The 24,083-nt window shown below is 40.3% G+C and carries 22 protein-coding genes; 11 read left to right on the forward strand and 11 right to left on the reverse strand.

The genetic code is table 11. The features are described 5' to 3' along the window. Positions 1 to 43: 43 nt before the first annotated feature. The 3 genes from V7L95_RS01370 (at position 44) to V7L95_RS01380 (ending at position 2,767) form a co-directional block, all read left to right on the forward strand. Positions 44 to 964, forward strand: a complete 921-nt coding sequence (locus V7L95_RS01370; RefSeq protein ID WP_035391137.1) for an iron-hydroxamate ABC transporter substrate-binding protein — start codon at positions 44 to 46, stop codon at positions 962 to 964. A 109-nt stretch (positions 965 to 1,073) separates the two neighbouring features. Beyond that, the gene (locus V7L95_RS01375; RefSeq protein ID WP_025207787.1) at positions 1,074 to 1,763 is read left to right on the forward strand and encodes a response regulator transcription factor; all 690 of its coding nucleotides are present in this window, start codon (positions 1,074 to 1,076) and stop codon (positions 1,761 to 1,763) included. Beyond that, positions 1,763 to 2,767 (forward strand): sensor histidine kinase, encoded by a 1,005-nt coding sequence (locus V7L95_RS01380; RefSeq protein WP_046526490.1) that lies wholly within the window; start codon positions 1,763 to 1,765, stop codon positions 2,765 to 2,767. Before V7L95_RS01375 ends, V7L95_RS01380 begins: the two co-directional genes overlap by 1 nt. 74 nt (positions 2,768 to 2,841) lie before the next feature. Here V7L95_RS01380 and V7L95_RS01385 read toward each other — a convergent pair whose 3' ends face one another. Both V7L95_RS01385 and V7L95_RS01390 read right to left on the reverse strand, forming a co-directional pair. Further along, positions 2,842 to 4,086, reverse strand: coding sequence for an FtsW/RodA/SpoVE family cell cycle protein (locus tag V7L95_RS01385; protein ID WP_340967829.1), 1,245 nt, complete (start codon positions 4,084 to 4,086; stop codon positions 2,842 to 2,844). Then, positions 4,077 to 4,421, reverse strand: coding sequence for a PadR family transcriptional regulator (locus tag V7L95_RS01390; RefSeq protein ID WP_035391131.1), 345 nt, complete (start codon positions 4,419 to 4,421; stop codon positions 4,077 to 4,079). The genes V7L95_RS01385 and V7L95_RS01390 overlap by 10 nt, the downstream gene beginning before the upstream one ends. A gap of 298 nt (positions 4,422 to 4,719) precedes the next feature. Here V7L95_RS01390 and V7L95_RS01395 point away from each other — a divergent pair, with 298 nt between their 5' ends. Then, positions 4,720 to 5,481, forward strand: a complete 762-nt coding sequence (locus V7L95_RS01395) for an ABC transporter ATP-binding protein (RefSeq protein WP_017358290.1) — start codon at positions 4,720 to 4,722, stop codon at positions 5,479 to 5,481. Next, complete coding sequence (locus V7L95_RS01400) at positions 5,471 to 7,438, forward strand: ABC transporter permease (RefSeq protein WP_046344210.1); 1,968 nt, start codon at positions 5,471 to 5,473, stop codon at positions 7,436 to 7,438. The genes V7L95_RS01395 and V7L95_RS01400 overlap by 11 nt, the downstream gene beginning before the upstream one ends. 39 nt (positions 7,439 to 7,477) lie before the next feature. Here V7L95_RS01400 and V7L95_RS01405 read toward each other — a convergent pair whose 3' ends face one another. Continuing rightward, complete coding sequence (locus V7L95_RS01405) at positions 7,478 to 8,830, reverse strand: amidohydrolase family protein (RefSeq protein WP_039964107.1); 1,353 nt, start codon at positions 8,828 to 8,830, stop codon at positions 7,478 to 7,480. 105 nt (positions 8,831 to 8,935) lie between these two features. Beyond that, positions 8,936 to 9,523 carry an NAD(P)H-dependent oxidoreductase gene (locus tag V7L95_RS01410; protein ID WP_048002746.1) on the reverse strand — a complete coding sequence of 196 codons (588 nt, stop codon included), beginning with the start codon at positions 9,521 to 9,523 and terminating at the stop codon, positions 8,936 to 8,938. A 116-nt stretch (positions 9,524 to 9,639) separates the two neighbouring features. Between V7L95_RS01410 and V7L95_RS01415 the strand changes: the two genes are divergently transcribed. After that, complete coding sequence (locus V7L95_RS01415; RefSeq protein WP_223255648.1) at positions 9,640 to 10,074, forward strand: MarR family transcriptional regulator; 435 nt, start codon at positions 9,640 to 9,642, stop codon at positions 10,072 to 10,074. Between the two features lie 420 nt (positions 10,075 to 10,494). On the opposite strand, the gene V7L95_RS01420 is transcribed toward V7L95_RS01415, so the two are convergent. The 5 genes from V7L95_RS01420 to V7L95_RS01440 all read right to left on the reverse strand — a co-directional run bounded on the left by V7L95_RS01420 (position 10,495) and on the right by V7L95_RS01440 (position 15,702). After that, positions 10,495 to 11,109: a LysE/ArgO family amino acid transporter gene (locus V7L95_RS01420; RefSeq protein WP_116307263.1), complete on the reverse strand. Its 615-nt coding sequence runs from the start codon at positions 11,107 to 11,109 to the stop codon at positions 10,495 to 10,497. Positions 11,110 to 11,245: 136 nt separating this feature from the next. Next, positions 11,246 to 12,826 (reverse strand): acyl--CoA ligase, encoded by a 1,581-nt coding sequence (locus V7L95_RS01425; RefSeq protein WP_340967833.1) that lies wholly within the window; start codon positions 12,824 to 12,826, stop codon positions 11,246 to 11,248. Between the two features lie 221 nt (positions 12,827 to 13,047). Next, positions 13,048 to 13,260: an alpha/beta-type small acid-soluble spore protein gene (locus V7L95_RS01430; RefSeq protein WP_003216385.1), complete on the reverse strand. Its 213-nt coding sequence runs from the start codon at positions 13,258 to 13,260 to the stop codon at positions 13,048 to 13,050. 89 nt (positions 13,261 to 13,349) lie between these two features. Further along, positions 13,350 to 14,555 carry a tRNA uracil 4-sulfurtransferase ThiI gene (gene thiI, locus V7L95_RS01435; RefSeq protein ID WP_213406942.1) on the reverse strand — a complete coding sequence of 402 codons (1,206 nt, stop codon included), beginning with the start codon at positions 14,553 to 14,555 and terminating at the stop codon, positions 13,350 to 13,352. 4 nt (positions 14,556 to 14,559) lie between these two features. Then, the gene (locus V7L95_RS01440; protein ID WP_007501770.1) at positions 14,560 to 15,702 is read right to left on the reverse strand and encodes a cysteine desulfurase family protein; all 1,143 of its coding nucleotides are present in this window, start codon (positions 15,700 to 15,702) and stop codon (positions 14,560 to 14,562) included. Between the two features lie 202 nt (positions 15,703 to 15,904). Here V7L95_RS01440 and brnQ (V7L95_RS01445) point away from each other — a divergent pair, with 202 nt between their 5' ends. Both brnQ (V7L95_RS01445) and brnQ (V7L95_RS01450) read left to right on the forward strand, forming a co-directional pair. Continuing rightward, positions 15,905 to 17,248 carry a branched-chain amino acid transport system II carrier protein gene (gene brnQ / locus V7L95_RS01445; RefSeq protein WP_008343088.1) on the forward strand — a complete coding sequence of 448 codons (1,344 nt, stop codon included), beginning with the start codon at positions 15,905 to 15,907 and terminating at the stop codon, positions 17,246 to 17,248. A 214-nt stretch (positions 17,249 to 17,462) separates the two neighbouring features. Continuing rightward, positions 17,463 to 18,806 carry a branched-chain amino acid transport system II carrier protein gene (gene brnQ / locus V7L95_RS01450; protein ID WP_108611314.1) on the forward strand — a complete coding sequence of 448 codons (1,344 nt, stop codon included), beginning with the start codon at positions 17,463 to 17,465 and terminating at the stop codon, positions 18,804 to 18,806. Between the two features lie 40 nt (positions 18,807 to 18,846). Here brnQ (V7L95_RS01450) and ezrA read toward each other — a convergent pair whose 3' ends face one another. Next, the gene (gene ezrA / locus V7L95_RS01455) at positions 18,847 to 20,550 is read right to left on the reverse strand and encodes a septation ring formation regulator EzrA (protein ID WP_048002743.1); all 1,704 of its coding nucleotides are present in this window, start codon (positions 20,548 to 20,550) and stop codon (positions 18,847 to 18,849) included. 336 nt (positions 20,551 to 20,886) lie between these two features. On the opposite strand from ezrA, the gene hisJ reads away from it, so the two are divergent. Next, the gene (gene hisJ, locus V7L95_RS01460; RefSeq protein ID WP_048002742.1) at positions 20,887 to 21,702 is read left to right on the forward strand and encodes a histidinol-phosphatase HisJ; all 816 of its coding nucleotides are present in this window, start codon (positions 20,887 to 20,889) and stop codon (positions 21,700 to 21,702) included. On the opposite strand, the gene refZ is transcribed toward hisJ, so the two are convergent. Further along, positions 21,672 to 22,337 carry a forespore capture DNA-binding protein RefZ gene (gene refZ, locus V7L95_RS01465; RefSeq protein ID WP_048002741.1) on the reverse strand — a complete coding sequence of 222 codons (666 nt, stop codon included), beginning with the start codon at positions 22,335 to 22,337 and terminating at the stop codon, positions 21,672 to 21,674. The genes hisJ and refZ overlap by 31 nt on opposite strands. 126 nt (positions 22,338 to 22,463) lie before the next feature. On the opposite strand from refZ, the gene V7L95_RS01470 reads away from it, so the two are divergent. Continuing rightward, positions 22,464 to 22,964: a GAF domain-containing protein gene (locus tag V7L95_RS01470; protein WP_017358302.1), complete on the forward strand. Its 501-nt coding sequence runs from the start codon at positions 22,464 to 22,466 to the stop codon at positions 22,962 to 22,964. A gap of 310 nt (positions 22,965 to 23,274) precedes the next feature. After that, positions 23,275 to 23,877: a 30S ribosomal protein S4 gene (rpsD, locus tag V7L95_RS01475; RefSeq protein WP_007501777.1), complete on the forward strand. Its 603-nt coding sequence runs from the start codon at positions 23,275 to 23,277 to the stop codon at positions 23,875 to 23,877. The last annotated feature ends 206 nt before the right edge of the window (positions 23,878 to 24,083 follow it).

The following is a 24,083-nucleotide window of genomic DNA, read 5'->3' on the forward strand; positions in this document are numbered from 1 at the left end:
CAAATACACGGCTTATGTGCCGATTTCAAAGGAGTCTACATTCATGAAGAAAATATTGTTCCCTCTGATGCTCATCTTCGTACTTGCGTTGAGCGCATGTGGCAATAGCAACAACTCTTCCTCAAATAAAGGAAAAAATCAATCAACGTCAGACACGATTACATATCAATCTGAAAATGGACCTGTGAAGCTGCCAGCAAATCCAAAACGTGTTGTTGTTCTCGCCTCTTATACAGGAAATGTCTTGTCACTTGGTGTGAACCTTGTGGGCGTTGACTCTTGGTCAAAAAAGAACCCACGTTTCAAAAAGAAATTAAAAAATGTGGAAGAAGTATCCGATGAAAATGTGGAAAAAATCATGAAGCTAAAGCCTGATGTCATCATCGGTTTAAGCGGTGCAAAAAATGTAGAAAAACTGAAAAAAATCGCCCCAACTGTTTTATTCACGTATAACAAAGTCGATTACCTTCAGCAGCATATTGAAATTGGAAAAGTCTTAAACAAAGAAAAAGAAGCAGAAGCATGGGTCAAGGATTTCAAAAAACGCGCAGCTGAAACTGGCAAAGAAATCAAAGCAAAAATTGGTGAAGATGCAACCGTATCTGTCTTTGAAAGCGGCACAAAAGACCTTTACGTCTTTGGAGATGCATGGGGTCGCGGAACAGAAATCCTCTACCAAGCAATGAAACTAAAAATGCCTGAAAAAGTAAAAGAAAAAGCATTAAAAGCTGGTTATTATGCGGTATCACAAGAGGTCATCCCTGAATTTGCCGGAGACTATATGATCATTAGCAAAAACAGCGAAATGGACAATTCCTATCAAAACAGTGAAATCTATAAGTCCATTCCTGCTGTGAAAAAACATCGTGTGTATGAAGCAAATGCGGAAGAGTTTTACTTTAATGACCCGCTCACACTTGAATATCAATTATCATTCTTTAAAAAGCACTTTTTAGGTAAATAAACCGAAGCAAGGGATCTCTTCCCTTGCTTTTTTACTGTCTGCTTCTAGCGGGAGTGCCTGTTTTCCGCTACAATGATGTACAAGTAATTCAAAAAGTGTGGTGCTCGTTTTGTTTAAAATTTTGCTGATTGAGGATGATACAACCCTCTTCCAAGAAATCAAAGAACGTTTAGTCAACTGGTCTTATGATGTGTATGGGATCAACAATTTTCAACAGGTCATGCAGGAGTTCACTTCCATCCAGCCTGATTTAGTCATTATTGATATTCAGCTACCAAAGTACGATGGCTTTCATTGGTGCCGGATGATTCGGCATCATTCTAATGTGCCCATCATCTTTCTTTCCTCTCGTGATCATCCTGCTGATATGGTCATGTCGATGCAGCTTGGAGCTGATGATTTTGTACAAAAGCCCTTTCACTTTGACGTTCTCATCGCCAAAGTAAGTGCTGTTCTTCGCCGAGTCCATGATTATAATGCGGAACCAGCCAACTTAAAAGTCTGGTGCGGCGCTACCCTTGACCTCGAAAATAATACAGTGACAAATGAAAACGGTGAGATTGAATTAACAAAAAATGAGTTTTTTATTCTAAAAGAATTAATTCAGCATAAAAACCATATCGTCAAAAGGGAATCACTCATCCAAGCTTTATGGGACGATGAACGATTCGTGAGTGACAATACACTCACTGTAAACGTCAACCGCCTTAGAAAAAAACTAGACGAAATCTCCCTTGGCGCCTTCATTGAAACAAAGGTGGGTCAAGGTTATCTTGCAAAAGAAAAGGATGATCAATGATGCTGCAAGCATTTCTAAAAGAACGAAGAAGCTGGATCTTGTTCTTTCTTAGTTTGCAGCTTCTCATTCTCTTTGTTGCATATTTGGATACAACGATTCCACTCGCTTCTCTTTTTTATATCGTGCTTTTGTCTACATTACTCTTCATTGTTTTTCTTTTTTTTCGTTACCGGAAAGAAACTGCTTATTACATGCAACTGAAAGAATGGGATGAAAATATAGACCATCAAATGCGTCTCAAACCCTCTTCCCCCTTTGAACAAATTGTACAGGAGGCAGCGTCAGAGCAAATCGACCGATACCGCCAGATGACGACTAAGCAAAAGACTGCGCTGGAAGAAGAAAAAGATGAACTGCTCTCATGGATACATGAGGTGAAAACGCCGCTCACGGCGATGCACTTAATGATTGACCGCATAACAGAACAGCCGCTCAAAACAAATATGACATATGAATGGCTTAGAATACATTTACTCCTTGATGCACAGCTGCATCAGAGCAGGATCCAACATATTGAAAATGATTTATTTATTGAAAAACTGGATCTCCAAAACATGCTAACGAAAGAAATCAAAGCGCTCCAATCGTGGTGTATGCAAAAAGGAATTGGCTTTGACCTTTTATTAGAAGAGCGAGATGTATTAAGTGATACAAAATGGTTATCCTTTATGATCAGACAAGTGCTGACAAACGCCGTCAAGTACAGCCAATCATCTGACATTATCATCGAAAGCAAACAAATGAACGAACAAGTGGTGCTCACCATCACAGATCAAGGCAGAGGAATTGACCCAAGAGACGTGTCCCGTATTTTTGAAAAAGGCTTTACCTCCACAAGACATCACAATGACGCGGCCTCCACAGGCATGGGGCTCTATTTAACGAAAAAGGGAGCTGACGCTCTTCATATCACGATCGAGGTCAACTCCACATTAGATCAAGGGACAACTTTCACCTTTATTTTTCCGAAAAAGAATGATTTTGTGCATATTGCAAGCATGTGAACATACAGTTCAAGAAACCCAATCTCTTCATCCAACGATGCATTGAAGAGATTGGGTGATTTTATACAGCCATATCACGCTACTTCACGGCATATTTCTCCTAGCTGTTTCCTTCTATAAATACTCATTAGCAGCCCGACTGACATCATTTCTAGAAGAATATGAGATCCCCCATAGCTCATAAAAGGCATGGAAACTCCTGATATAGGCAATAATCCAAAGTTTGTGAAAATACTTAAGATAAATTTTGCTGCAAATGTGGTTGCCAAACCAATCATTAATATTTTGCCATAAGCAGATTGAACTCGTTTCGCTGTATGAACTACTCTATAAATCAAAGTCACAAACAACATAAGAACGGCCAATCCTGCAAACCATCCGAATGAATAAATGATATACGTCAACATCCAATCAGTGTGAACATCATACAATGCGTACGGATTTATTTGAAAACCATTTGAGCTAAATTCATGAAGTGAGTATTGGTAAAAGTGGGCCATATCAGCTTGATACAGAGAAAATAATTGAACAATGAGATAGACAATACCTGCTGCTGTAAACGGAATAAGCTGTCTCATTCTTGCATGAGATACATACATCATCGTTATGCATATGACCATAAAGGTGATGGTTGCAGAAAGAGATCCGACTATATGTAATAAAATAATGGGTAAAGTGACAATCGCTAACCCTAGCCAGGACTTGAAACCATTCTTCCAATTCCAAGATTGATAAATGCCAGCTAACGAAATAATCATCAGAAATGGAAAAATTTCAGTCAGATTGATCGATCCATTATTTAAGCTTAAAAAGAGAATACCGTTCACTCTTGTCCCAATCATCATTGTAAGAATCAGCATTCCAATCGTTCCTATGTATAAATGCCATGAATAGGGTAAAAAGCGCCGATAATCAAAAGCAAACAGTCCAAGCATCAACGCAAGACCAAATACATAGTAAATGAGACTTTTATAAAAGATATTCGTGTCTTGAAAATGACGTAAATGAGAATGAAACTGAAAATAATACATTACAAACAGCCCAAATAAACAAGTAGCTAATACAAGAAGTATCGTTTTAAAGTCAACTTGAGTTTTGTGTGTTTCATGAAGCTGCATTCCGAGTATGGCTGCATCTCCAATTTGATCGAGCGCTTGATCTACCGCCTCTTCTTCTGACATGCCCGCACTGACCGCTTCCTCTTTCAGCGTGTATAAATGATCACGAAGCTCAAGCTTTATACTTGCATGTACGTCTTTATTTTTGATTCGTTTACACACATTTTTGATATATTGTTCAAACTTTTTCTCTAGTCCCATACGACTTTCTCCCCGTTCAAAACGCCATCTACTGCATCTTTAAACACAGTCCATTCTTCTTTCTTTTCCTTCATAAACGCTTTGCCCTGTTCATTAATCCGATAATACTTCCTTTTTCGATTGCCATTCCCTTCACCCCAGTAAGACACAATGAATCCTTTCCCCTCCAAAGTGTGCAAAATAGGATATATCGTCCCCTCTTTAAAGCTAAAAATCCCTTCGGATTTCGACTCCAATTCCTTAATCATTTCATATCCATACATCGGCTTTTCATTTAACAAGCTTAAAATAAGGGTAGCTGTACTCCCCTTTAGAAGCTCTTTACTCACTTTCATCCATCGTCACCTCTAATACATAGATTTACTATGCATATATTTGATATGCATATCTTACATGAAATCAAATACTCTGTAAAGGTTCATCAGAAAAAAACAAGAAATTTGATACATCATAGCGAAAAACAGATAAAATAATTGAATAACAATCTGAATTCTACATAAGGCTTTGACATATCAAACAAGCATGTGACAACAATGTCACATGCTCGTCTGTTTTGTTCGCCAAATCGCAGGAAGTCTGATCGGCTTCTTTTTATACTAGAGATATCAATTAAATAAAAAAGGGGTTCGACAGATGAACATTTTAGAAGCTCGCAAGTTATATAAAAGCTATGGAAATAAATTCAATAAACAAGAGGTGCTGAAAGGCATTGATTTGACGATAGAAGCTGGAGAATTTGTCAGCATCATGGGGCCATCAGGCTCGGGGAAAACGACCCTTTTGAACGTATTGTCATCGATTGATCATGTGTCCAGCGGATCGATTCGGATCGCAGATGCAGATATGACGCAAATGAAAGATCAGCAGCTCGCTGAATTTAGAAAGAAACAGCTTGGCTTTGTTTTTCAGGATTACAACTTACTTGATACACTCACGGTTAAAGAGAACATCCTCTTGCCATTATCCATCTCCAAAACGCCTAAAAAAGAAGCTTTTGAACGCTTTCAACAGCTTGCAGAGGATATGGGGATTTATGAACTAAGAGACAAATATCCAAATGAACTGTCTGGTGGACAAAAGCAACGGACATCTGCAGTACGTGCCTTTATTCATGAACCAAGCCTCATTTTTGCTGATGAACCAACTGGAGCACTTGATTCCAAATCTGCTTCTGACTTACTGAACAAGCTGCAAGAATTCAATCACAAGCGCAAAGCAACCATTGTCATGGTGACGCATGACCCTGTTGCAGCCAGTTATTCAAGACGAGTGATTTTTATCAAAGATGGACAGATCTATACACAATTGAATAAAGGCGCTCTAGAGAGAAAGATGTTTTTCGAGGATATTATGAAAACGCAAGGTGTTTTAGGCGGTGTGAAGCATGAACATTAATCAGCTCGTCTTCCGCAATCTGAAGAAAAACTTAAAAAATTACTATTTATACGTGTTTGCACTTGTATTTAGTGTGGCGCTCTACTTTTCTTTTGTCACCTTGCAGTACTCACCAGCACTTGATGATGTAAAGGGGTCCATTAAGGGCGGTGCGTCGATTAAAGCCGCTTCAGTACTACTCATTGCCATTGTTGGAATCTTCCTGTTATATGCGAACAGCATTTTTATTAAACGAAGAGGGAGAGAAATAGGTCTCCTGCAGCTCATTGGCATGACGAAACAAAAAATTTCCAAACTACTCAATGCAGAAAACTTTATCCTATATGTGGTCTCCATGGCTATTGGTATCATAGCTGGATTTATCGGTTCAAAACTCATGCTGATGGTGCTATTTAAAGTAACCGGCGTGAACGCCATCGCCAACCTGCATTTTTCAGGCATGGCCCTTTTGCAGACACTGATCGTCTTTTTCGTCATCTATGGATTAATTATGTTAAGAAATCGATGGTTTATTAATAGACAGACGATTTTATCTTTATTTAGAACCACGTCTTCTACAGAACAGCGTGTGAAAAAAATCTCTGTGTTTGAAATCATCATTGGGGTTCTAGGCATTGCATTCATCAGCTCAGGCTATTATATTTCTTCTAAGCTTTTTACCGGCACATATACGTCCATGCTTGCGTTACTTTTAGCGATGATTTATATTCTAGCCTCTGTCATTATCGGTACCTTTCTTTTCTATAAAGGCTCTGTTTCGTTCATTGCCAATATCGTACGCAAACGAAAAAATGGCTATCTCGCCATTCATGAAGTCCTGTCTCTGTCATCTATTATGTTCCGGTTAAAATCAAACGCACTGCTTTTAACGATTATTACAACGGTATCTGCGCTTGCCATCGGGTTGTTATCTTTAAGCTACATTTCCTATTACTCAGCAGAAAAAACCGCTGAACAACAGATCCCTTCACATTTCGTCATGGGATCTGAGAAAGAAGCCAACACCTTTACTCGTGCACTTTCTGACAAACATATTGCTTATGATCTAAAGCAGGTCAAAGTGATTCGAGCAAAATTTGATGCAAAAAAACTCATGGATATGGATGCAGAGTTAAAAAATATGAATAATGAACCCGGCATACTGACACTGCCTGTGATTAGTGAGAAAAACGCACCAAATATTCATGTGGGGAACAACGAAGTGATTTTAAGCGGCTACAGTGATCTATTAAAGAAATTCATGCCGATTAAAAGCTCAGGCGATGTGAAGCTTCTCATCAAGAAACCGCTCGATTTGAAAGTCTTGGATTTGAAAAAAGATTATCTCATTTCCTATAACTTCACTTTTGGCGGTCTGCCTGTTGCCGTCGTGAGTCAAGATGTTTTTGAGCAGCTAGACCAACAGAAGGATCCTAAGCTACAGCTAGACCAACAGAAATATCTGCAATTTGAGAATAGTCTATATATCGCAGTCAATATAAAAGATAAAAAAAATCTTGAAAAAGCAAATAACGTGTTTAACTCTTTAAAACTAGGTGAAAACAGCATGTCTCAATTGGCTTCAGCTCAGCAGCAAAAGCAAACAATAGGACTGATGATGTTTATAGTCGGATTTTTAGGTCTCAGCTTCCTTGTCACATCAGGCTGTATTTTATACTTTAAGCAGATGAATGAAAGTGAAGAAGAACAAAGCTCTTACACGATCTTGCGTAAGCTTGGTTTTACTGAGAAAGATCTATTAAAAGGTATTCGGCTCAAACAGCTATTTAACTTTGGAATTCCGCTCGTTGTCGGGTTGCTTCACAGCTACTTTGCAGTACAGTCAGGCTGGTTTTTCTTCGGCGGTGAACTGTGGACACCAATGCTCATCGTCATGTCGATTTATACGGTGCTATATTCTATCTTCGGATTCCTATCTGTCCAGTATTACAAAAAAGTCATTAAAGAATCCTTGTAATCTCATCCCCATAGGCAGCTGCCTATGGGGATTGTTTGTTTATGATGGCGTTGATTCAAACTTGTGCGATAAAATATGATCTCTTGCCGCATAAGCTTTTTGTTTGATCTCTTCTAAGTTCACTCCAACTAGCTTCCCATTTTGTTTCACTGCTTTTCCAGCCACATAGACAGAATCAACATTTGAAGGGTGTGCCGTTTGCACAACTGCCCCAGCTGGATCTGTCATCGGAAGAAGATTCATGCTTGTCCGATCGATCAAGATAAAATCAGCTTCTTTTCTAGGTGTGAGCGAGCCGATTTTGTCATCAAGCTTCAAGGCACGAGCCCCGTTTATTGTGGCTGCTTCAAGCATTTGCTGTGCAGACAATCCAAGTTCAGGCCCTGGCATCGTCCCTTCCATCAATAAAGATTGATTTTGAATCGCCCGCTCCGCCTGTAGTCCGAATTTCATTTGGGTAAATAAATCTCCGCCTGTCGCTGTCACCACATCTACACCAAGCGTTGGCAGAACGCCATTTTCAATGGCGAGCCCTGTGACAGGATATCCGTGTCCCATCATCATTTCAATCTCAGGTGTAATCGAGATGGAGCTTCCGCTGTCAGCTAACATCTTCATTTGATCTGCATCAATTGCATTGATATGCACCATATTCAAATCAGGCCCGAGCAGCCCTGCTTGATGAAGCCGCTCAATCGATCGATCCGCCGCTCCCCAATTTCCAAAGCCAATGTGCATACTGCATAATGCATCTAGTGATCTCGCTGTTTCAATTTCAAAGACGGTCGTCTCCCATGAAGAAAATTCAGGTCCACGAATGGCAAGTCCCATCGTCAACAGCTGATCCGATGATTGAAAATGTTTTTGTTTCACGCGGGCTGCGTCTTCCATATTCGTGAGCGTACTCTCTCTGTCCCAATACGCTGCATCTCCAGAGGTACCAAAACCAAAGACCGCTCGAATACCCGCATCTTTTAAACCTCCAATGAGTTCTTCTGTATGATCCATAGAATTGATCATCGTCCAGTCGAAAAACGTTGTCACTCCTGCATCTAATGCCTCTAATGCGCCTAAATAATTAGCAATTCGATCATCTGATGGACGTCTCATCGCCCCATAGTTGCCATAATAAATTTTGCTCAAATACGTTTGCAAAGACCAATCTGTTCCGATCCCCCGTATGACAGACTGCCACACATGACGATGGGTATCCACAAGCCCTGGCATGATGACCATGTCAGACGCATCCACAACATCAGCACCGCTTGCTTCAATCGAAGGTCCGACTTCTACAATATGTGCCCCTTCAATTAATAGATCTCCCTTCTCCAGAAAACCTAAAGATGGATCAAGTGTGATAAGAGCCGCATCTTTAAACAATGTTTTCTTCATCCATATCCCCCTTTTCAAATAAAGAGAATGAGTCACTCACCCTCTCTGTCATTTTAAGACATAACAGGTTCAAATTAGAAGAAAAGTGACTCAAGGAATGTGGTTTTATGAGCTGATATTCCGAAAATAGTTGTATATCCGTTTTAATTTCACGTCATGCTTCCCTTTTGGACTTTCCATCATGCCAAATTCAAAGAACTTCACCGGTTTAATCCCGACATATTGTAAAAGAGCTCGTTTCATTAACACCTTGTGGGCATTCTGCAAAAAGAAGAAAGGGTAGTGGGTCGGTCCTTGCATTGTCGATACACATACAGCCCTCTTTCCTTTTAACAAGCCTTCTGGAAGCAGACCGCCAGTTTGACGGTAAGCAAAATTCGCTGCAAACATGCGATCAATAAAACCAAGCAACATAGCTGGCGGCCTACCCCACCAAATCGGATAAACAAACACGATGTTGTCTGCCCATTTGATTTTCTCTTGATATTCTTGAATCTCAGGGTCCTTATGCATATCACGTCTTTTTTTCTCTTTATTAAAAATAAGTACAGGATCAAATTTGTCTTGGTATAAATCTATGATTCTCACTTCTTGAACGTTTGGATTTTCTTCACTGCCCTTTAGGATTTCTTTAAAAAAAGCACCATTTAAACTATTGTGGTGGGGGTGAGTATAAATAATGAGTACATTCATGGCTTATCTCCTTTAGTTATCATTTGATAACAAAAAGCATACACCCCTCTTTTTTAGTTGTCAAATGATAATTGTTTTTTGATAATAAATTTGGTATGGTACGTAGGAGGTGAAACATGATGAAAAACCCACATTTTTTCAAAGAGTTTGTCACATTTGCTTCTACTTTTTCTGAGCTGAAACATGCTATGATGAGCAAGATCAAACCATCTGATCTAACCACTCTACAATATTTGATTCTGGAGCAGTTAGCCGTCAGTGAGCCGCTAACACCTAGCGAAATCGCCGATTGTCAGCACATGTCTCTTCCGAATGTCAGCAGAGAATTGAAAAAGCTTCACGAAAAACAATTCATTGATAGACAAGAAGATAAAGATGACAAGCGAAAACATGTCATTATGCTCTCTAAAAAAGGCCGCGAGTGTATGGACAAAGCATTTCAACAAATTGAATCCATGCTCATGGACAGCCTTTCTTCCTCTGACCAAAATCAAATGGATGATATCGTACAAGCTCTCCGTCTATTAAATCAAACCATCTTCAAAAAATGATCGAATGAAAAAAGCATGAGCGTATCGCTCATGCAAATGATTTTTGAACACATTAGTAAAGAGATGCTAAAAGATACGTGATGAAACCTACTATGTTTTATTCGTATTCTTATATAAATTTCACAGCAAAACTGGTACACCAAACGTCAATGTATCAAAGACAGCAAGCACTGCCCCTTTACGCTGTTCTTTATGAGCCATTTAAAACCTCTAAATTACATTTTTATAATGTAGCATAGATCCTATTTTGATCATTTCCTACAGGTAATTGAACCGTCAGCATGTCTGATAAAAATGAACAGGATGTAACTGAAGCTTCTCCCGAGATGGTAGACAATAAAAAAGCCATCCAACGCTTTTTCCCATGACATGTTCAGCACTCATTTTCATGCATCACGTCTCTTTTGCTCTATGTATCCTTTATCCAATAAGCTGATAGGCGATATATAATGCAACCAGCCAGATCATGACCGCAGAGGCTTTATTGATCCGGTTCATCCACTTGCCGTTTGTATCTAGCTTACCTAACATTTTCCCAAGAAGGGCAAGACCCATAAACCATAACCACGAGACAATGATACAGGCTGCGGTAAATGCCACCTTTTCCGCCCCATGATATTGAAGAGAGTTCGTTCCTATCACTCCTATTGTATCGAGAATCGCGTGAGGATTTAAAAGTGAAACGGAACAGGCAAATACGATTTGTTTTCTCATAGGCATCAAGTCCATCTTTTCTTGATTACCTGTTGCGGAGCTCGTGTTCCAAACTGACCACCCCATATAAAGTAAAAAGAAAAATCCAATGATAAAAAGACCCATTTGCAAGATAGGAATGGTGAGTACAACAACCGAAACCCCAATGATAGCTAAAGTAATTAAAAGTGTGTCGCAGAGAGCAGCTGTAATGACCACAGGCAGCACGCGATATAATCGAGGCTGAAGGGCTCCTTGCTGAAATACAAATACATTTTGTGCGCCCAAAGGTAAAATAAGACCAAAAGCAAGCACAATCCCATGAACTATCGCAATCGACATTTTCAGAACATTCTCCTTTTCAAGTCATCCTTACACATTTTAACATAAAACATCATGAACGAATTTTACATATTTGATTTGTCCAATAAAAAAAGCGCTGGATGATTTTCCATCCAGACGCTTATTGTTTCTACTGTTATGATGATTTTCGTGCAAGCTCTCTTTCTCTCAGCTCGACACGTCGAATTTTCGCTGACGGAGTTTTTGGTAGCTCGTCAATGAATTCGATTTCTCTTGGATATTTGTACGGTGCTGTTGTATTTTTCACGTGTGTTTGCAGTTCTTTAATCAGCTCATCGCTTTGTGTAGATGCATCACGCAGGACGACGTATGCTTTCACGATTGATCCTCTGATTTCATCTGGACTTGCCACGACAGCACATTCTTTCACGGCTGGGTGTTTAATCAGTGCATCTTCGACTTCAAACGGGCCAATTGTATAACCTGAGCTGACGATGATGTCATCCCTGCGGCTTTCAAACCAAAAATACCCGTCTTCATCTTTTTTCGCACGGTCACCAGTAATAAAGTAATCCCCACGGCGCTGCGCCTTTGTACGCTCTGCATCTTTGTAGTATTCCTTGAATAAAGCCGGCGTTTCAAGATGAACGGCAATGTCACCTATTTCTCCTGGAGCACAGATCTGGCCATTCTCATCAATGATCTCTACTTCATTGCCAGGTGTTGGTTTGCCCATGCTACCTGGCTTGATGTCCATTCCTTTCAGCACCCCGACTAGCAGCGTGCTTTCTGTTTGCCCGTAACCATCTCGCACTTCGATATCGAAATGTTTTTTGAACGTATCGATGACTTCACGGTTGAGCGGCTCTCCCGCAGAAACAGCACTATGCAATTTGGGTAGCTCGTACTGACTGAGGTCATCCACTTTTGCCATAAATCGATATTCTGTTGGTGTACAGCATAGAACATTGATTTCATTTTTTTGAAGCAGCTCTAAGTACGTATTCGGATTAAATTTCCCTCCATAAACAAAACCTTCTGCTCCGCTTCCTAAAACAGATAAGAGAGGACTCCACACCCATTTTTGCCAGCCCGGTCCTGCTGTTGCCCATACTTTATCCCCTTCATTAATGGAGAGCCATGCTTTGGCCGCAGTACGTAAATGTGCATACGCCCAGCCGTGTGTATGAACAACCCCTTTTGGGTTACCTGTTGTGCCTGATGTATAAGAGAGAAACGCCATGTCCGTACTTGTTGTGTCTGCCAATTTCAACTCGCTTGACTGCTCTTCCTTTTGCGCAACAATGTTTGTCCAGCCATGATCATTCTCACCAATCGAGAATGTTTTGAAATCTTTTGGCTGATTGGTTCCGTCGAATGATTGAATGAATGATGCGTAAACAATTGCTCCTTTTGCTTCTGCATGCTCAATTCGGTAATCTATATCTTTAGCGCGAAGCATTTCTGAACAAGGAATTACAACCATTCCTGTTTTTAAAATGGCTAAATAAATGCTGTATGCCTCTAGCATACGAGGCACCATCACAATGATTTTATCGCCTTTTTTAAAGCCTGCATTTAATAGAACATGACCAATTTTATTCGCCTCTTCTACTAATGCTGCATATGTCACATGCGCTTCATGGCCATTTCCGTCCTGCCAATGCAGGGCGATTTTCTCCTGATCATGACTGAACGCTTCAATCTCACTGACTAAGTTATATTGTTCTGGTGCAATTAAGTCTTCTCTTTTCATGGTACAGCTCCTTTTAGCCTCTTTCTATGAAACGAATCATGTTTCAATTTACCTATTCTAACACTCATAACTGAAAAATGCTTGAATTAGGACCTACTCCTAGTATTATGCCATAATTTTTTCATTTCGTCTTCTTTTTTAAAAATATTCTAACAATTTATGTACAAAAAAAAGAGCGGGAATAAACCCGCTCATAAGCCATAGCTTTTTAATTGTGTGTCTTAGAAAGATCCGCCACCCATATGTTGTTGAGCGTAAGATACAAGACGCTTAGTGATTTCTCCACCAACTGATCCGTTAGCGCGAGCTGTTGTTTCTGGTCCAAGGTTTACGCCAAATTCTGAAGCGATTTCGTACTTCATTTGGTCGATCGCTTGTGCAGCGCCTGGAACGACTAATTGATTAGAACTGCTTTGTCTGTTTTGTTGAGCCATGTGTTCTCACCTCCTTGTGAATATAGAATGTGTAGAAACACATGACTTCATGCGATTGATTTTATGGTAATTATTATGAAATTTTTTATTTAGAATAAATCAGCGAATTTGTCTGCCGCTTTCTTTTCATTTGTGACAACGATTGTTTCGATCTGCTCCACTGCCTCATCAAGCATTGGCTCGAATTCAGCAAAGCTTTCGTAGCGTTCTACTTTTTCAAGCTTTGGTTTTGTTTTTGGAGATGGCGGCGTAAAGATCGTGCAGCAATCCTCAAATGGCTGAATGCTTGTCTCATATGTGCCAATTCGTCTTGCTTCTTCGATAATGTCATTCTTATCCACGGCAATCAGTGGGCGAATGATCGGTGTGTTTGTGACATGATTAATGGCATACATGCTTTCAAGTGTCTGACTTGCCACTTGACCAAGGCTTTCACCTGTAATAATGGCAAGCGCATCACGCTTGGCTCTTATTTTATCTGCAATTTTGAGCATCATTCTTCTCGTTGAAGTCATCGTATAGTTTTCTGGTACTTGTTTGTGAATGAGCTCTTGGATTTTCGTAAAAGGAACGATGTGAAGCTTGACTTCGCCTCCATAAGCAGCTAAGCATTCCGCTAGATCAATGACCTTTTGCTTGGCACGTTCACTTGTATAAGGTGGGCTAAAGAAATGAACAGCTTCAATTTGAATACCTCGTTTCATTGCCTGATAGCCAGCCACTGGGCTGTCAAAGCCGCCAGAGAGCATCAGCATTGCTCTTCCGCTTGAACCAACTGGCAGTCCGCCTGCACCTTTTACATCTTTAAATGTAATGTACGTCGCGTGTTCTCTTATTTCAATTCGCAAGTGAACATCTGGCTGTTTCACATTAACGGTTAAGTTGTCTGTATTCCTTAGAACATGTCCACCAATTTCTCGGTTCATTTCATTTGAATCCAGCTCAAATTGTTTATAAGAGCGTTTCGTTGAGATCTTAAATGTATTTCCTTGTTCATACACTTCCTGAACCGCTGAGAGTGCCGCTTCTTTGATGGCATCAAGATTTGTCTCACATTTCACAGCCAGGCTAAAGCTTTGAATGCCAAATACACCTTTAAGCTGTTCTGAAATCGGTTCAGGGTCTTCTCCGTTTAGCATGATCGTAATGCGGTCTCTGTCAGATGCATACTTTAATGCTTCAAAGTCTTTTAATACAAACCGGATATGCTGTCTTAGTTTTTCGATAAATTTCTTTCTATTTTTCCCTTTTGTTGAAATCTCACCAAAACGGACTAAAATATGGTCATACTTCATGTTGTTATCTCATTCCTTTTAATTTTTTCACACTTTGTGCGATCGATGTGATGATTTGCGGCGCTAGCTCTGGTCCTTGTCCATATGTCAAACTGATTCTCATGCTGCTTTTGGCTGCTTCTTCTGATTTTCCCATCGCCAGCAGGACACGGCTTGGTTCCTTTTTCTTAGCAGAACAAGCAGACGTTGTCGAAACGTAAATGCCTTCTTTTTCGAGCATATGCAGAAGGACTTCAATTTGAATACCTGGCACTGAAAAATTCACAATGTGCGGTGCACTATGCGTCAGCGGTGTGTTTATGACGACGCCTTCTATCTTTCCAAGCTGCTGCTCTAGCTCCGTTTTTAAAGCGACCATCTCATCATGATGCTTGTTTAAATGTTCAAATGATTGCTTGATGGCTTTTGCTAAGCTGACAGCTCCAGCAGGGTTCTCAGTCCCTGAGCGAAGGCCAAGTTCTTGCTCTCCTCCTGTGATAAAAGGCGCAAGCACGATCTCTTTCTTTAAAAAGAGGGCACCAGTTCCCTTCAAGCCGTGAATCTTGTGGCCTGACATCGTTAAAAGATCAATATCCATCTCTTTAGGCAGCGGAACCTTGCCAATTCCTTGTACGCCATCGACATGAAAAATCGCCTCTTTGGCATACGTCCGAATGATGCTTGCCGCTTCCTCTATCGGCTGAATCGCGCCTGTTTCATTGTTTACATGCATGAGACTGACAAGCACTGTATCAGGGCGAAGCACTTCTTTTAAATGCGTCATATCTGCACGGCCATGCTCATTTACTTGAATATAGGAAATATCAAAGCCAAATAATGTTTTCAGCTGTTCAAACGATTCGATGACAGATGGATGCTCAATCGCTGTTGTGACAATATGTCTGCCTCGGTTCATCTTGGCAAGAGCAGCCCCTTTGATGGCAATGTTATTTGCTTCTGTTGCACCTGAAGTAAAAATAATCTCATATTGTGTAAAGCCTGTATAGTGAAGGATTTGTTTTCGCGTTTCACTTAATAGACGGCTCGCATCAATTCCAAGTTGATGCAGCGAAGACGGATTCCCAAAAAAACGCTCACTCACTTGCTGATGTACTTTTAAAACCTCTGGATAAGGCTTTGTTGTGGCACTATTATCAAGATAAATCATATCTTAAACTCCTTACAAAAAAACTTAAAAAATAAATGCATTTATATGTTACCATAATGAAGTCAGACAGAGAATTTTCTGAAAATGGCAGTTGACAACTTTTCATTTTCACTATATCATCCATAGTGCAATTGTCATATAAACACCTAAATTGTCAGAATATTTAAATTTGACACAATACACTGATTGAGGAGGGACTATTTTGAAAAATAGTTTAAGTATAAAAGAAACATTGGCTATTGGACTAATGCTTTTTGCATTATTCTTTGGCGCAGGAAATATGATTTTCCCGCCTGTTCTTGGACAATATGCTGGTGAAAACGTATGGCTTGCCATCGGCGGATTCCTACTTACAGGCGTAGGTCTTCCACTATTAGGGGTTATTGCTGTCGCCCTTACAGGTACCGGAGCCAAAGGCCTTGCCGATAAAGCACACCCTAAATTCGGGACTATCTTCACCGTGATTCTGTATTTATCCATTGGACCATTTTTCGCCATTCCGCGAACTGGTACGGTTTCGTATGAGATAGGATTAGCTCCATTTCTCTCAGGTGCCCAAGCCACTTCATGGGTACCACTATTCATCTTTACCGTAGTGTTTTTCACTATTTCATACTTGCTTGCGTTAAATCCTTCAAAGCTGGTTGATCGTATTGGTAAAATTTTGACACCGATCTTATTAACTGTTATTGCTATTATTGTCATTAAAGCCATTGCTACGCCAATGGGAATGATCGGTGCTCCAGATAAAACATATGAGGCAAATCCGCTTTTCACTGGATTTTTAGAAGGCTATAAAACAATGGATGCACTTGCTTCTATCGTCTTTGGAATCGTCGTGGTGACAGCTGTTAAGGACAGAGGCATCACAGAGCGAAAATCTCTTGCAGCAGCTTGTATTAAGGCAGGACTCGTAGCAGCTGTTGGACTGGCACTCGTGTACATTTCACTTGCTTATGTGGGCGCTTCAAGCCCCGATGCCACGGGAATGGTTGGAGCAAATGAAGGAGGAAAACTACTTTCACTTTCTGCCAACTTTTTATTCGGTTCTGCTGGTAACATTGTTCTTGGCGCAGCCATTTTATTCGCTTGTTTAACGACTAGTGTTGGACTTATTTCATCTTGTGGAGAATATTTTTCAAAGCTCTTCCCTAGCCTGTCTTATCGCACAGTCGTTCTGATCGTCTCTTTATTTAGTACACTGGTTGCAAACCTCGGACTGGCACAAATCATTTCTCTGTCGGTGCCTGTACTCGTAGCGATCTATCCACTGGCCATTGTCATTATTTTATTATCGTTCCTTGACCGCTGGATTAACGGCAGAAGAATCATTTATATTACTTCTCTCATCTTTACTGGTTTCTTTGCCATTATTGATGGATTATTAGCTGCCGAAGTGAATCTAGGCGGATTGCCTGGCATCTTGAAATCAATTGTTCCGTTTTACGATTTAGGCATTGGCTGGATCATACCAGCTATTATCGGTGCTGTGATTGGTGTACTTATTTCCATGTTTACCAGCCCACCAAAGCAACTTGCCTCATAATCATCGCAAATCAAAACATCCCCTTCCAAAGAAGAAGGGGATGTTTTTTTATTGTTCTTCATATACTAAAATAGAAAAATTCATGACTTTTGTACGAAAACACATGTTGACATCAGGCGTACATCCTTTATAATTAGTGATTGTTAATGATGAACGGTTACCTAGCAACTAATTAACAGAATATTTCAACATAATAATGGAGGCTTTAAATGCAATGAAGGCAACTTTGTCGACGAAAGATACGGTTATCATAGGTTTTATGCTGTTTGCTCTATTCTTCGGCGCCGGTAATATGATTTATCCACCAGAGCTTGGGCAATATGCTGGGCAAAATGTGTGGAAAGCAATGGGCGGATTTTTATTAACAGGTGTCGGTTTACCTCTTCTAGGGATTATTGCAATCGCTTTGACAGGTCGAGATGCGAAAGGATTAGCTGATAAAGCTCACCCAGCTTTTGGAACAGCGTTTACCGTCATTTTATATTTATCTATCGGGCCACTTTTCGCTATTCCTCGTACAGGAACGGTTTCATATGAAATTGGTGCACTACCCTTTTTAGCTGGTGTACCAGCTTGGCTCTCACTTTTTTTATTTACACTGGCCTTTTTTGGTATTACCTATTATCTTGCGCTCAATCCAACGAAAATTGTGGATCGTGTAGGGAAAGTGTTAACACCGATTAAATTTACGATCATTTTGATTATTATCGTCAAAGCCATTTTGACACCGATGGGCGTCATTGGCACACCTGATGTGTCCTATAGCAATGGATCATTTTTCAAAGGGTTTTTAGAAGGCTATAAAACCATGGATGCTCTTGCATCTATTGTGTTTGGGGTTGTTGTCATCAACGCCATTAAAGGACGTGGTATAACAAGTAAAAAGGCACTCACTTCTGCTTGTATCAAAGCAGGTCTAATTGCAGCTTGCGGATTAACATTTGTTTATCTATCACTTGCTTATTTAGGTGCTTCAAGTACACACGCGATTGGTTTTGTTGGAGATGGTAGTAAAATCTTGGCTCAGTCCTCGCAATTTCTTTTTGGCAGTTTAGGTAATATTGTGTTAGGCGCGGCGATTACGGTTGCCTGTTTAACCACAAGTATCGGTCTCGTGACATCGTGCGGAGAGTATTTCTCAAATTTATTACCTAAACTTTCTTATAAAATGGTCGTTACACTCGTCACATTATTCAGTTTTATCATTTCAAATTTTGGACTTGCTCATATTATCGCTTTTTCAGTACCTGTGTTAACTGCGATTTACCCGTTAGCAATTGTGATTATCGTTTTATCACTTGCTGACAAATGGCTTGGTCATAGAAGACCTGTGTATGTCCTTACTTTGATTTTAACTGGCTGCGTCAGTCTGTTTGACGGTTTAGCAGCGGCGAAACTGCCTATCGGTCCTGTGAAAGATCTCTTTCAAACGATCTTGCCGCTATATGACCTTGGCATTGGCTGGATTGTACCTTCCATACTCGGAGTCGTGATTGGATTTGTTATCTCTCTATTCACTTCTTCTGCTTCAGAAGAACGCCAAAAGCAAGCTTCATAACATGGAAAAAGCTGAAGTCCTAAAATGGACTTCAGCTTTTTTATTGATGCTGATATTCTTTTTCTTGCTGAGTTAAAAGCTTCTGAACGGCTCCAGGTGATGCTTTTTCGACAGCTGCTGCTGCCACATCAAATGAATCGTTATAATCATAGGCATAAAATCTTCGTTCTGCCTCTTTTAATTGCTCTGAAAGAATGTGGTTTTGACTTCTAAACCGGTTGCCGTATTGTATAATCCGTTCAATTTGATCCACTTTACGAAGCATGTCATGTGTTACATCAACCACATGTCTGACTGTTTCAGAGGCTTCTTTTAATTGCTGATTCACTGCTGGCATATTCAGCGGCAAATTCTCTAGCTGCTCCTGCACTTGCTGAATCATCTCCTGCGCTTTTTCAGCACGGTCTTTGATGTCAGCAGGTACACCTGGAATGTTGCTTTTGTGCAGCTGGCGCACTGTATCTGTCAGCATGGTTTTAAGTTCAGCCAATGTTTCTCTTGCTTGTAATTCTTCTTTTCGTAACGATTGAAGGTGATCTTTAAACGCTTCATGAAGCGTTTTGGCATCCTCAATAAAGGTCTCAAGCTGATTGATTTCATCCATTAATAATGTGTATGCGACATGGTCACGATCAAGCTTCTCTCGTATTTGCTTCATGAGCTTTTCAATTTCTTCTAATCGTTTTTCGAAGGCTTTCTGCTGATCCAGCTCTCCTGCTGTCAGCTTGTAGCTTTCTTTCACAAGAGCCGTTTCTGCCTTTGTCTGCGTGTGGTCTTGTTCAAGTTTTTCAAATGCTTCGGTCAGCTCAGGCATTTTGCTCTTGATTTCCTGACCTGCTTCTACTTCTGCTTCTAGCTGATCATACAGCGTCTGAATCGCATCATCAATCATTTGCAGAATGCTTGATGCTTCATCTAAGTTGAGTTCATCAATCAGCAGCTTTTCCGCCCGGGTCAGCTGTTTATTCAAGTTATCCAGCTCTTTTGTGATCTGGATGTGCTCTAGTTTGTAGCCTTTGTCTGTCATTTCTTTATAACCGTCTTTCAGCTTCGTCAGCTGACCTGGCACCGTTTGTTTGCAGTCTGCGATGAGCTTCGGTACATCATTGATATATAATTGCAGCTGATCGAGTCTGCGGTCTTGCTCAAGCAAAATTTTCCTTGCTGTCATGTAGTTTCCGTTTTCTGTCTCTTCTTCATACTGCTTGATCCCTTCCCAGGCCTCGTCCAAGTCCTGCTCCATTTTGTCATAAAGGGTGCCATATAAATGGCTGTAAGCAAGTAGATTTTTTCGTACCGTTTGATATTGCTCTTTGACCTTCTCGATGTCTTTTCGGTTTTGCTCTTCACTTGTGACAAGGTCTGCAATCTCTTTTAAAATGTCTTCGATGTTTGAATCAGCAGCGGTGAGCAGATCTCCTATATGTGCAAGAACTTGCTTTGCTTTGGAGAATCGATATTTATCAGAATACTCCTCTGCATCATATAATAGCTCCTCTACCTTTGGAAGATGGGCTGTGACGATATCGTCCCACTCTGCACGCCATCTTTCAAAAAACTGCTCTGTTTCTCCGGTCATTTTTAAATGTTTGATTTTTGAAATTTCTTCTACAATTGATCTGTTTAAAATTTCAATTTTCCATGCTTCCAACCGGTCAATCTCTTTATATATATTTTTTCTGAGGAAATAACCGACTGAAAACAAAGCAAGCAAAATGACAATTAAACCGATGATAAACTCCATAATGAGCCCCCTTGTTGTGATCTAAGTAATGTCAGGGTAGTGTCCCGAGTAGACCTGAGAACCCTTTCGTGTCCGCTTTGCATTTGTTTTTTATAAGCAGGATTGTATTTTTGCCAATACGATCCATTCACGGTTTTATGTATGTTTTTTCAAGAAAGTCATTCAGGCTTTCTATCATTTGGCCACATGTATTGATGTGACCTGTTTTTATGTATGCGGAAGCTGTCGTTTTCATTGTTATTATGATACCATGTAACCAGCATTTTTGGTCATGATTTTTCATTATTTTCGCTGATAAACATGACGTTTTTCAAAATATCGACAAGAGGTGACGACATGTTGAAACAAGATGCACATTTACATACGCCATTTTGCCCGCACGGTACGCTTGATCCTTTTCATTCTTATATTGAAAAAGCAATGAAAAAGGGATTTGATTCCATCACCTTTACCGAGCATGCCCCGCTGCCTCCTTCGTTTCGAGATCCAACGCCTGAGCAGGATAGCGCCATGAAGCTTCAAGACCTTGAAGCCTATTTGACGAAGCTGGATCAGCTGAAACAGGAATACAAAGGACAGTTAATAGTAAAAACTGGGCTTGAGGTCGACTATATCAAAGAGTATGAAGAGGAAACAAGTGCCTTTTTAGACTGCTACGGACCTGAACTAGACGATAGCATTTTATCTGTTCACTTTCTTCCTGCTGACAATGATTATATTTGTCTTGATTTTGATGAGCACGCCTTCAAGCAGCTGATCAGTATCTATGGCAGCACCGAACACGTCTATCAAAGCTACTATGACCAAATTCATTCTTCTATTCTATCATCTTTAGGTCCATATAAGCCAAAGAGAATCGGTCATATCACCCTTGTCCAGAAATTCAAACAACTTTTCCCATACGAAATGTCGCCAGAACTATGTCAAAGGGTTACCCTTTGTCTTGAAGAAACGGCAAAAAAAGGCATGTCCTTAGATTTTAATACATCAGGTCTTCGTAAAACATATGCCAGAAGTATCTATTTAGATCAATGGATGATTGATCTTGCAAAACAGAAAAAAATTCCGCTCATATTCGGGTCTGATGCCCATCAAGCGGAAGATCTCGGGTATGCGTATGATCAATTTGAAGACATCATGAGTTTCAGGTGAGGATCAAGTGCGGGTTCGTTTGGTTCTAACAGATGATAAAGCGACCGGCTCAGTTCCTTATAATACGTTTGATAAAAGTAAGGCTCGCTTGGGTTGATATAAAGCACCTCTGTTAAATATTGCGGCTGCAGATATGGCATCATCAGAAGTGATTTTAGCTGGATCATAAATGATGAGAGTGACAGCTGCTTACAAATCACATGGGTGCTTTTTCCTTTTTCAATGATGAGCTGAAACAAGTATTTTTCCTTTGTTAAATAGGTGGACATGATTTCCCTAATCAGCGTTGAATCAATGGTCACCTCTCGATAAACGAAACGGGTTAATTGACGATTTTCATGCTGATAAGATAAAATATCAAAAACCACATGAAGTAAACATTCTTTTGCATGACGGGTTTCCATGTGCTGGATGTGCGATTCAATCATTTGAATATACCCTTCATAAAAATTGGATACGAGCTGCTCGAGTAGCCCTCCTTTTCCTTGAAAGTAATAAGATATATGGGCAACGTTGACGTTTGCTTCCTTCGCAATCTCACGGACAGAGGTTCCAGAAAATCCTTTTTGGTTAAAAAGTCTGATGGCAGCTTCAATAATACGGTCTTTTGTTTGCACGGTTGTTGATGTTTTCATCCGCTCACCCCTCTTCATGTGTACATACTTCAAGGTGAAGGCGGAAGTTCCTTTAATCATTGCTCGACAAATCCCACATGCGAAGCGCAAGTTATGTATTTTTGAGATAGAAAGTAGGAGATTTTCATGTTTCATGTCGAAAAACAGTCTGGTGATCCATCGAAAGACTATCAATTACTCATCAAGCAAGTAGAAGCGATTACGGATGGTGAACCTGATCTCATTGCCAACCTAGCCAATGCTGCGGCGCTGCTTTATCACTCGCTTCCTGAAGTCAATTGGGCAGGATTTTATTTAGCAAAAGGCGGAGAGCTTGTGCTTGGTCCATTCAACGGACTGCCCGCATGTGTACGCATTCCTTCTGGAAAAGGGGTTTGCGGTACAGCATTTGCGACAGGTGATGTACAGCGTATCGCTGATGTGCATGCATTCCCTGGTCATATTGCATGTGATGCCGCATCGCAGTCTGAAATCGTGATCCCTCTTAAAGTAAATGGACAAATCATTGGGGTACTCGACATTGACAGTCCAGTGAAAGATCGTTTCAATGAAATAGATGAAACGTACTTAGTTCAATTTACAGAGGTTCTCCAAAATGCGTTATCAGCCTCTACTGATGCGTCATGATGCTTGAAAAGCAGACAATGTGTCTGCTTTTTTATTTTGCTTTCTTCCCGGATGAATGCCGACCACGTTTGACATTCTCCTCTTTAAATAGGTTGACTTCTCCTATCTGGCGTCATATAATAGAGTTTGTGTGAAATATGGCAGCCTTTTTGTTCGGCTTTTTTGTATCATTTTGTTCCTTCTATATGGAGGTGCATCTTGTAACTCCCTGCTGCTGGAGCGAGGATGCATGAAAACATAATGACGGAAAAGACAAAGAACAGACGGTTTTTATTTTTCACAAATAAAAACAATAAGGAGGAGTCACATTATGGCTCGCTATACAGGTCCAAGTTGGAAGATTTCCCGCCGTTTAGGCATTTCATTAAGCGGAACAGGTAAGGAACTTGAAAAACGCCCTTACGCTCCAGGCCCACATGGTCCAGGACAACGCAAAAAACTATCTGAATACGGTTTACAATTACAAGAGAAGCAAAAGCTTCGTCACATGTACGGTGTCAACGAACGTCAATTCCGTACTCTTTTTGACAGAGCTGCTAAACTTCCTGGTAAACAAGGTGAAAACTTCATGATCCTTCTTGAAACTCGCCTTGACAACCTAGTATACCGTCTTGGCCTTGCTCGTACGCGCCGCCAAGCTCGTCAGCTAGTAAACCATGGTCACATCCTTGTTGATGGAAGCCGTGTAGACATCCCATCTTTCTCTGTGAAACCAGGTCAAACGATTGCTCTTCGTGAGAAATCTCAAAACCTTGCAGTTGTGAAAGAATCAGTTGAAGTGAACAACTTCGTACCTGAATACCTTACTTTCGATGCTGAAAAGCTTGAAGGAACTTTCACTCGTCTTCCAGAGCGTTCTGAATTAGCGCCTGAAATCAGCGAACAACTAATCGTTGAGTTCTACTCTCGTTAATTTCATGACTCTCTCAGAGAGTGATCAAACAAACCCTAGAGACCTTGATTGTTCAAGGATTTCTAGGGTTTTTTATTTGGTCTTTTGTACGATACTCTCTAGCTACAAATTTACACACAAGAAAATTAGAAACCGATTACTCTTTACTCTTTTTCGTTTTCCTCTTACAATTACATTTACTGGATAACTCACAACTTAAAACAATA

This window comes from Bacillus sp. PPSBB_11, assembly GCF_038023285.1.
GTDB lineage: Bacteria > Bacillota > Bacilli > Bacillales > Bacillaceae > Bacillus > Bacillus altitudinis.

What these genes read in the sequence shown, in the direction of transcription:
- V7L95_RS01370 (WP_035391137.1), top strand. Translation starts at nt 44, where the DNA reads ATGAAGAAAATATTGTTCCCTCTGATGCTCATCTTCGTACTTGCGTTG.
- V7L95_RS01380 (WP_046526490.1), top strand. Translation starts at nt 1,763, where the DNA reads ATGCTGCAAGCATTTCTAAAAGAACGAAGAAGCTGGATCTTGTTCTTT.
- V7L95_RS01385 (WP_340967829.1), bottom strand. Translation starts at nt 4,086, where the DNA reads ATGGGACTAGAGAAAAAGTTTGAACAATATATCAAAAATGTGTGTAAA.
- V7L95_RS01390 (WP_035391131.1), bottom strand. Translation starts at nt 4,421, where the DNA reads ATGAAAGTGAGTAAAGAGCTTCTAAAGGGGAGTACAGCTACCCTTATT.
- V7L95_RS01395 (WP_017358290.1), top strand. Translation starts at nt 4,720, where the DNA reads ATGAACATTTTAGAAGCTCGCAAGTTATATAAAAGCTATGGAAATAAA.
- V7L95_RS01400 (WP_046344210.1), top strand. Translation starts at nt 5,471, where the DNA reads ATGAACATTAATCAGCTCGTCTTCCGCAATCTGAAGAAAAACTTAAAA.
- V7L95_RS01405 (WP_039964107.1), bottom strand. Translation starts at nt 8,830, where the DNA reads ATGAAGAAAACATTGTTTAAAGATGCGGCTCTTATCACACTTGATCCA.
- V7L95_RS01410 (WP_048002746.1), bottom strand. Translation starts at nt 9,523, where the DNA reads ATGAATGTACTCATTATTTATACTCACCCCCACCACAATAGTTTAAAT.
- V7L95_RS01415 (WP_223255648.1), top strand. Translation starts at nt 9,640, where the DNA reads ATGATGAAAAACCCACATTTTTTCAAAGAGTTTGTCACATTTGCTTCT.
- V7L95_RS01420 (WP_116307263.1), bottom strand. Translation starts at nt 11,109, where the DNA reads ATGTCGATTGCGATAGTTCATGGGATTGTGCTTGCTTTTGGTCTTATT.
- V7L95_RS01425 (WP_340967833.1), bottom strand. Translation starts at nt 12,826, where the DNA reads ATGAAAAGAGAAGACTTAATTGCACCAGAACAATATAACTTAGTCAGT.
- V7L95_RS01430 (WP_003216385.1), bottom strand. Translation starts at nt 13,260, where the DNA reads ATGGCTCAACAAAACAGACAAAGCAGTTCTAATCAATTAGTCGTTCCA.
- thiI (WP_213406942.1), bottom strand. Translation starts at nt 14,555, where the DNA reads ATGAAGTATGACCATATTTTAGTCCGTTTTGGTGAGATTTCAACAAAA.
- V7L95_RS01440 (WP_007501770.1), bottom strand. Translation starts at nt 15,702, where the DNA reads ATGATTTATCTTGATAATAGTGCCACAACAAAGCCTTATCCAGAGGTT.
- brnQ (WP_108611314.1), top strand. Translation starts at nt 17,463, where the DNA reads ATGAAGGCAACTTTGTCGACGAAAGATACGGTTATCATAGGTTTTATG.
- ezrA (WP_048002743.1), bottom strand. Translation starts at nt 20,550, where the DNA reads ATGGAGTTTATCATCGGTTTAATTGTCATTTTGCTTGCTTTGTTTTCA.
- hisJ (WP_048002742.1), top strand. Translation starts at nt 20,887, where the DNA reads ATGTTGAAACAAGATGCACATTTACATACGCCATTTTGCCCGCACGGT.
- refZ (WP_048002741.1), bottom strand. Translation starts at nt 22,337, where the DNA reads ATGAAAACATCAACAACCGTGCAAACAAAAGACCGTATTATTGAAGCT.
- V7L95_RS01470 (WP_017358302.1), top strand. Translation starts at nt 22,464, where the DNA reads ATGTTTCATGTCGAAAAACAGTCTGGTGATCCATCGAAAGACTATCAA.
- rpsD (WP_007501777.1), top strand. Translation starts at nt 23,275, where the DNA reads ATGGCTCGCTATACAGGTCCAAGTTGGAAGATTTCCCGCCGTTTAGGC.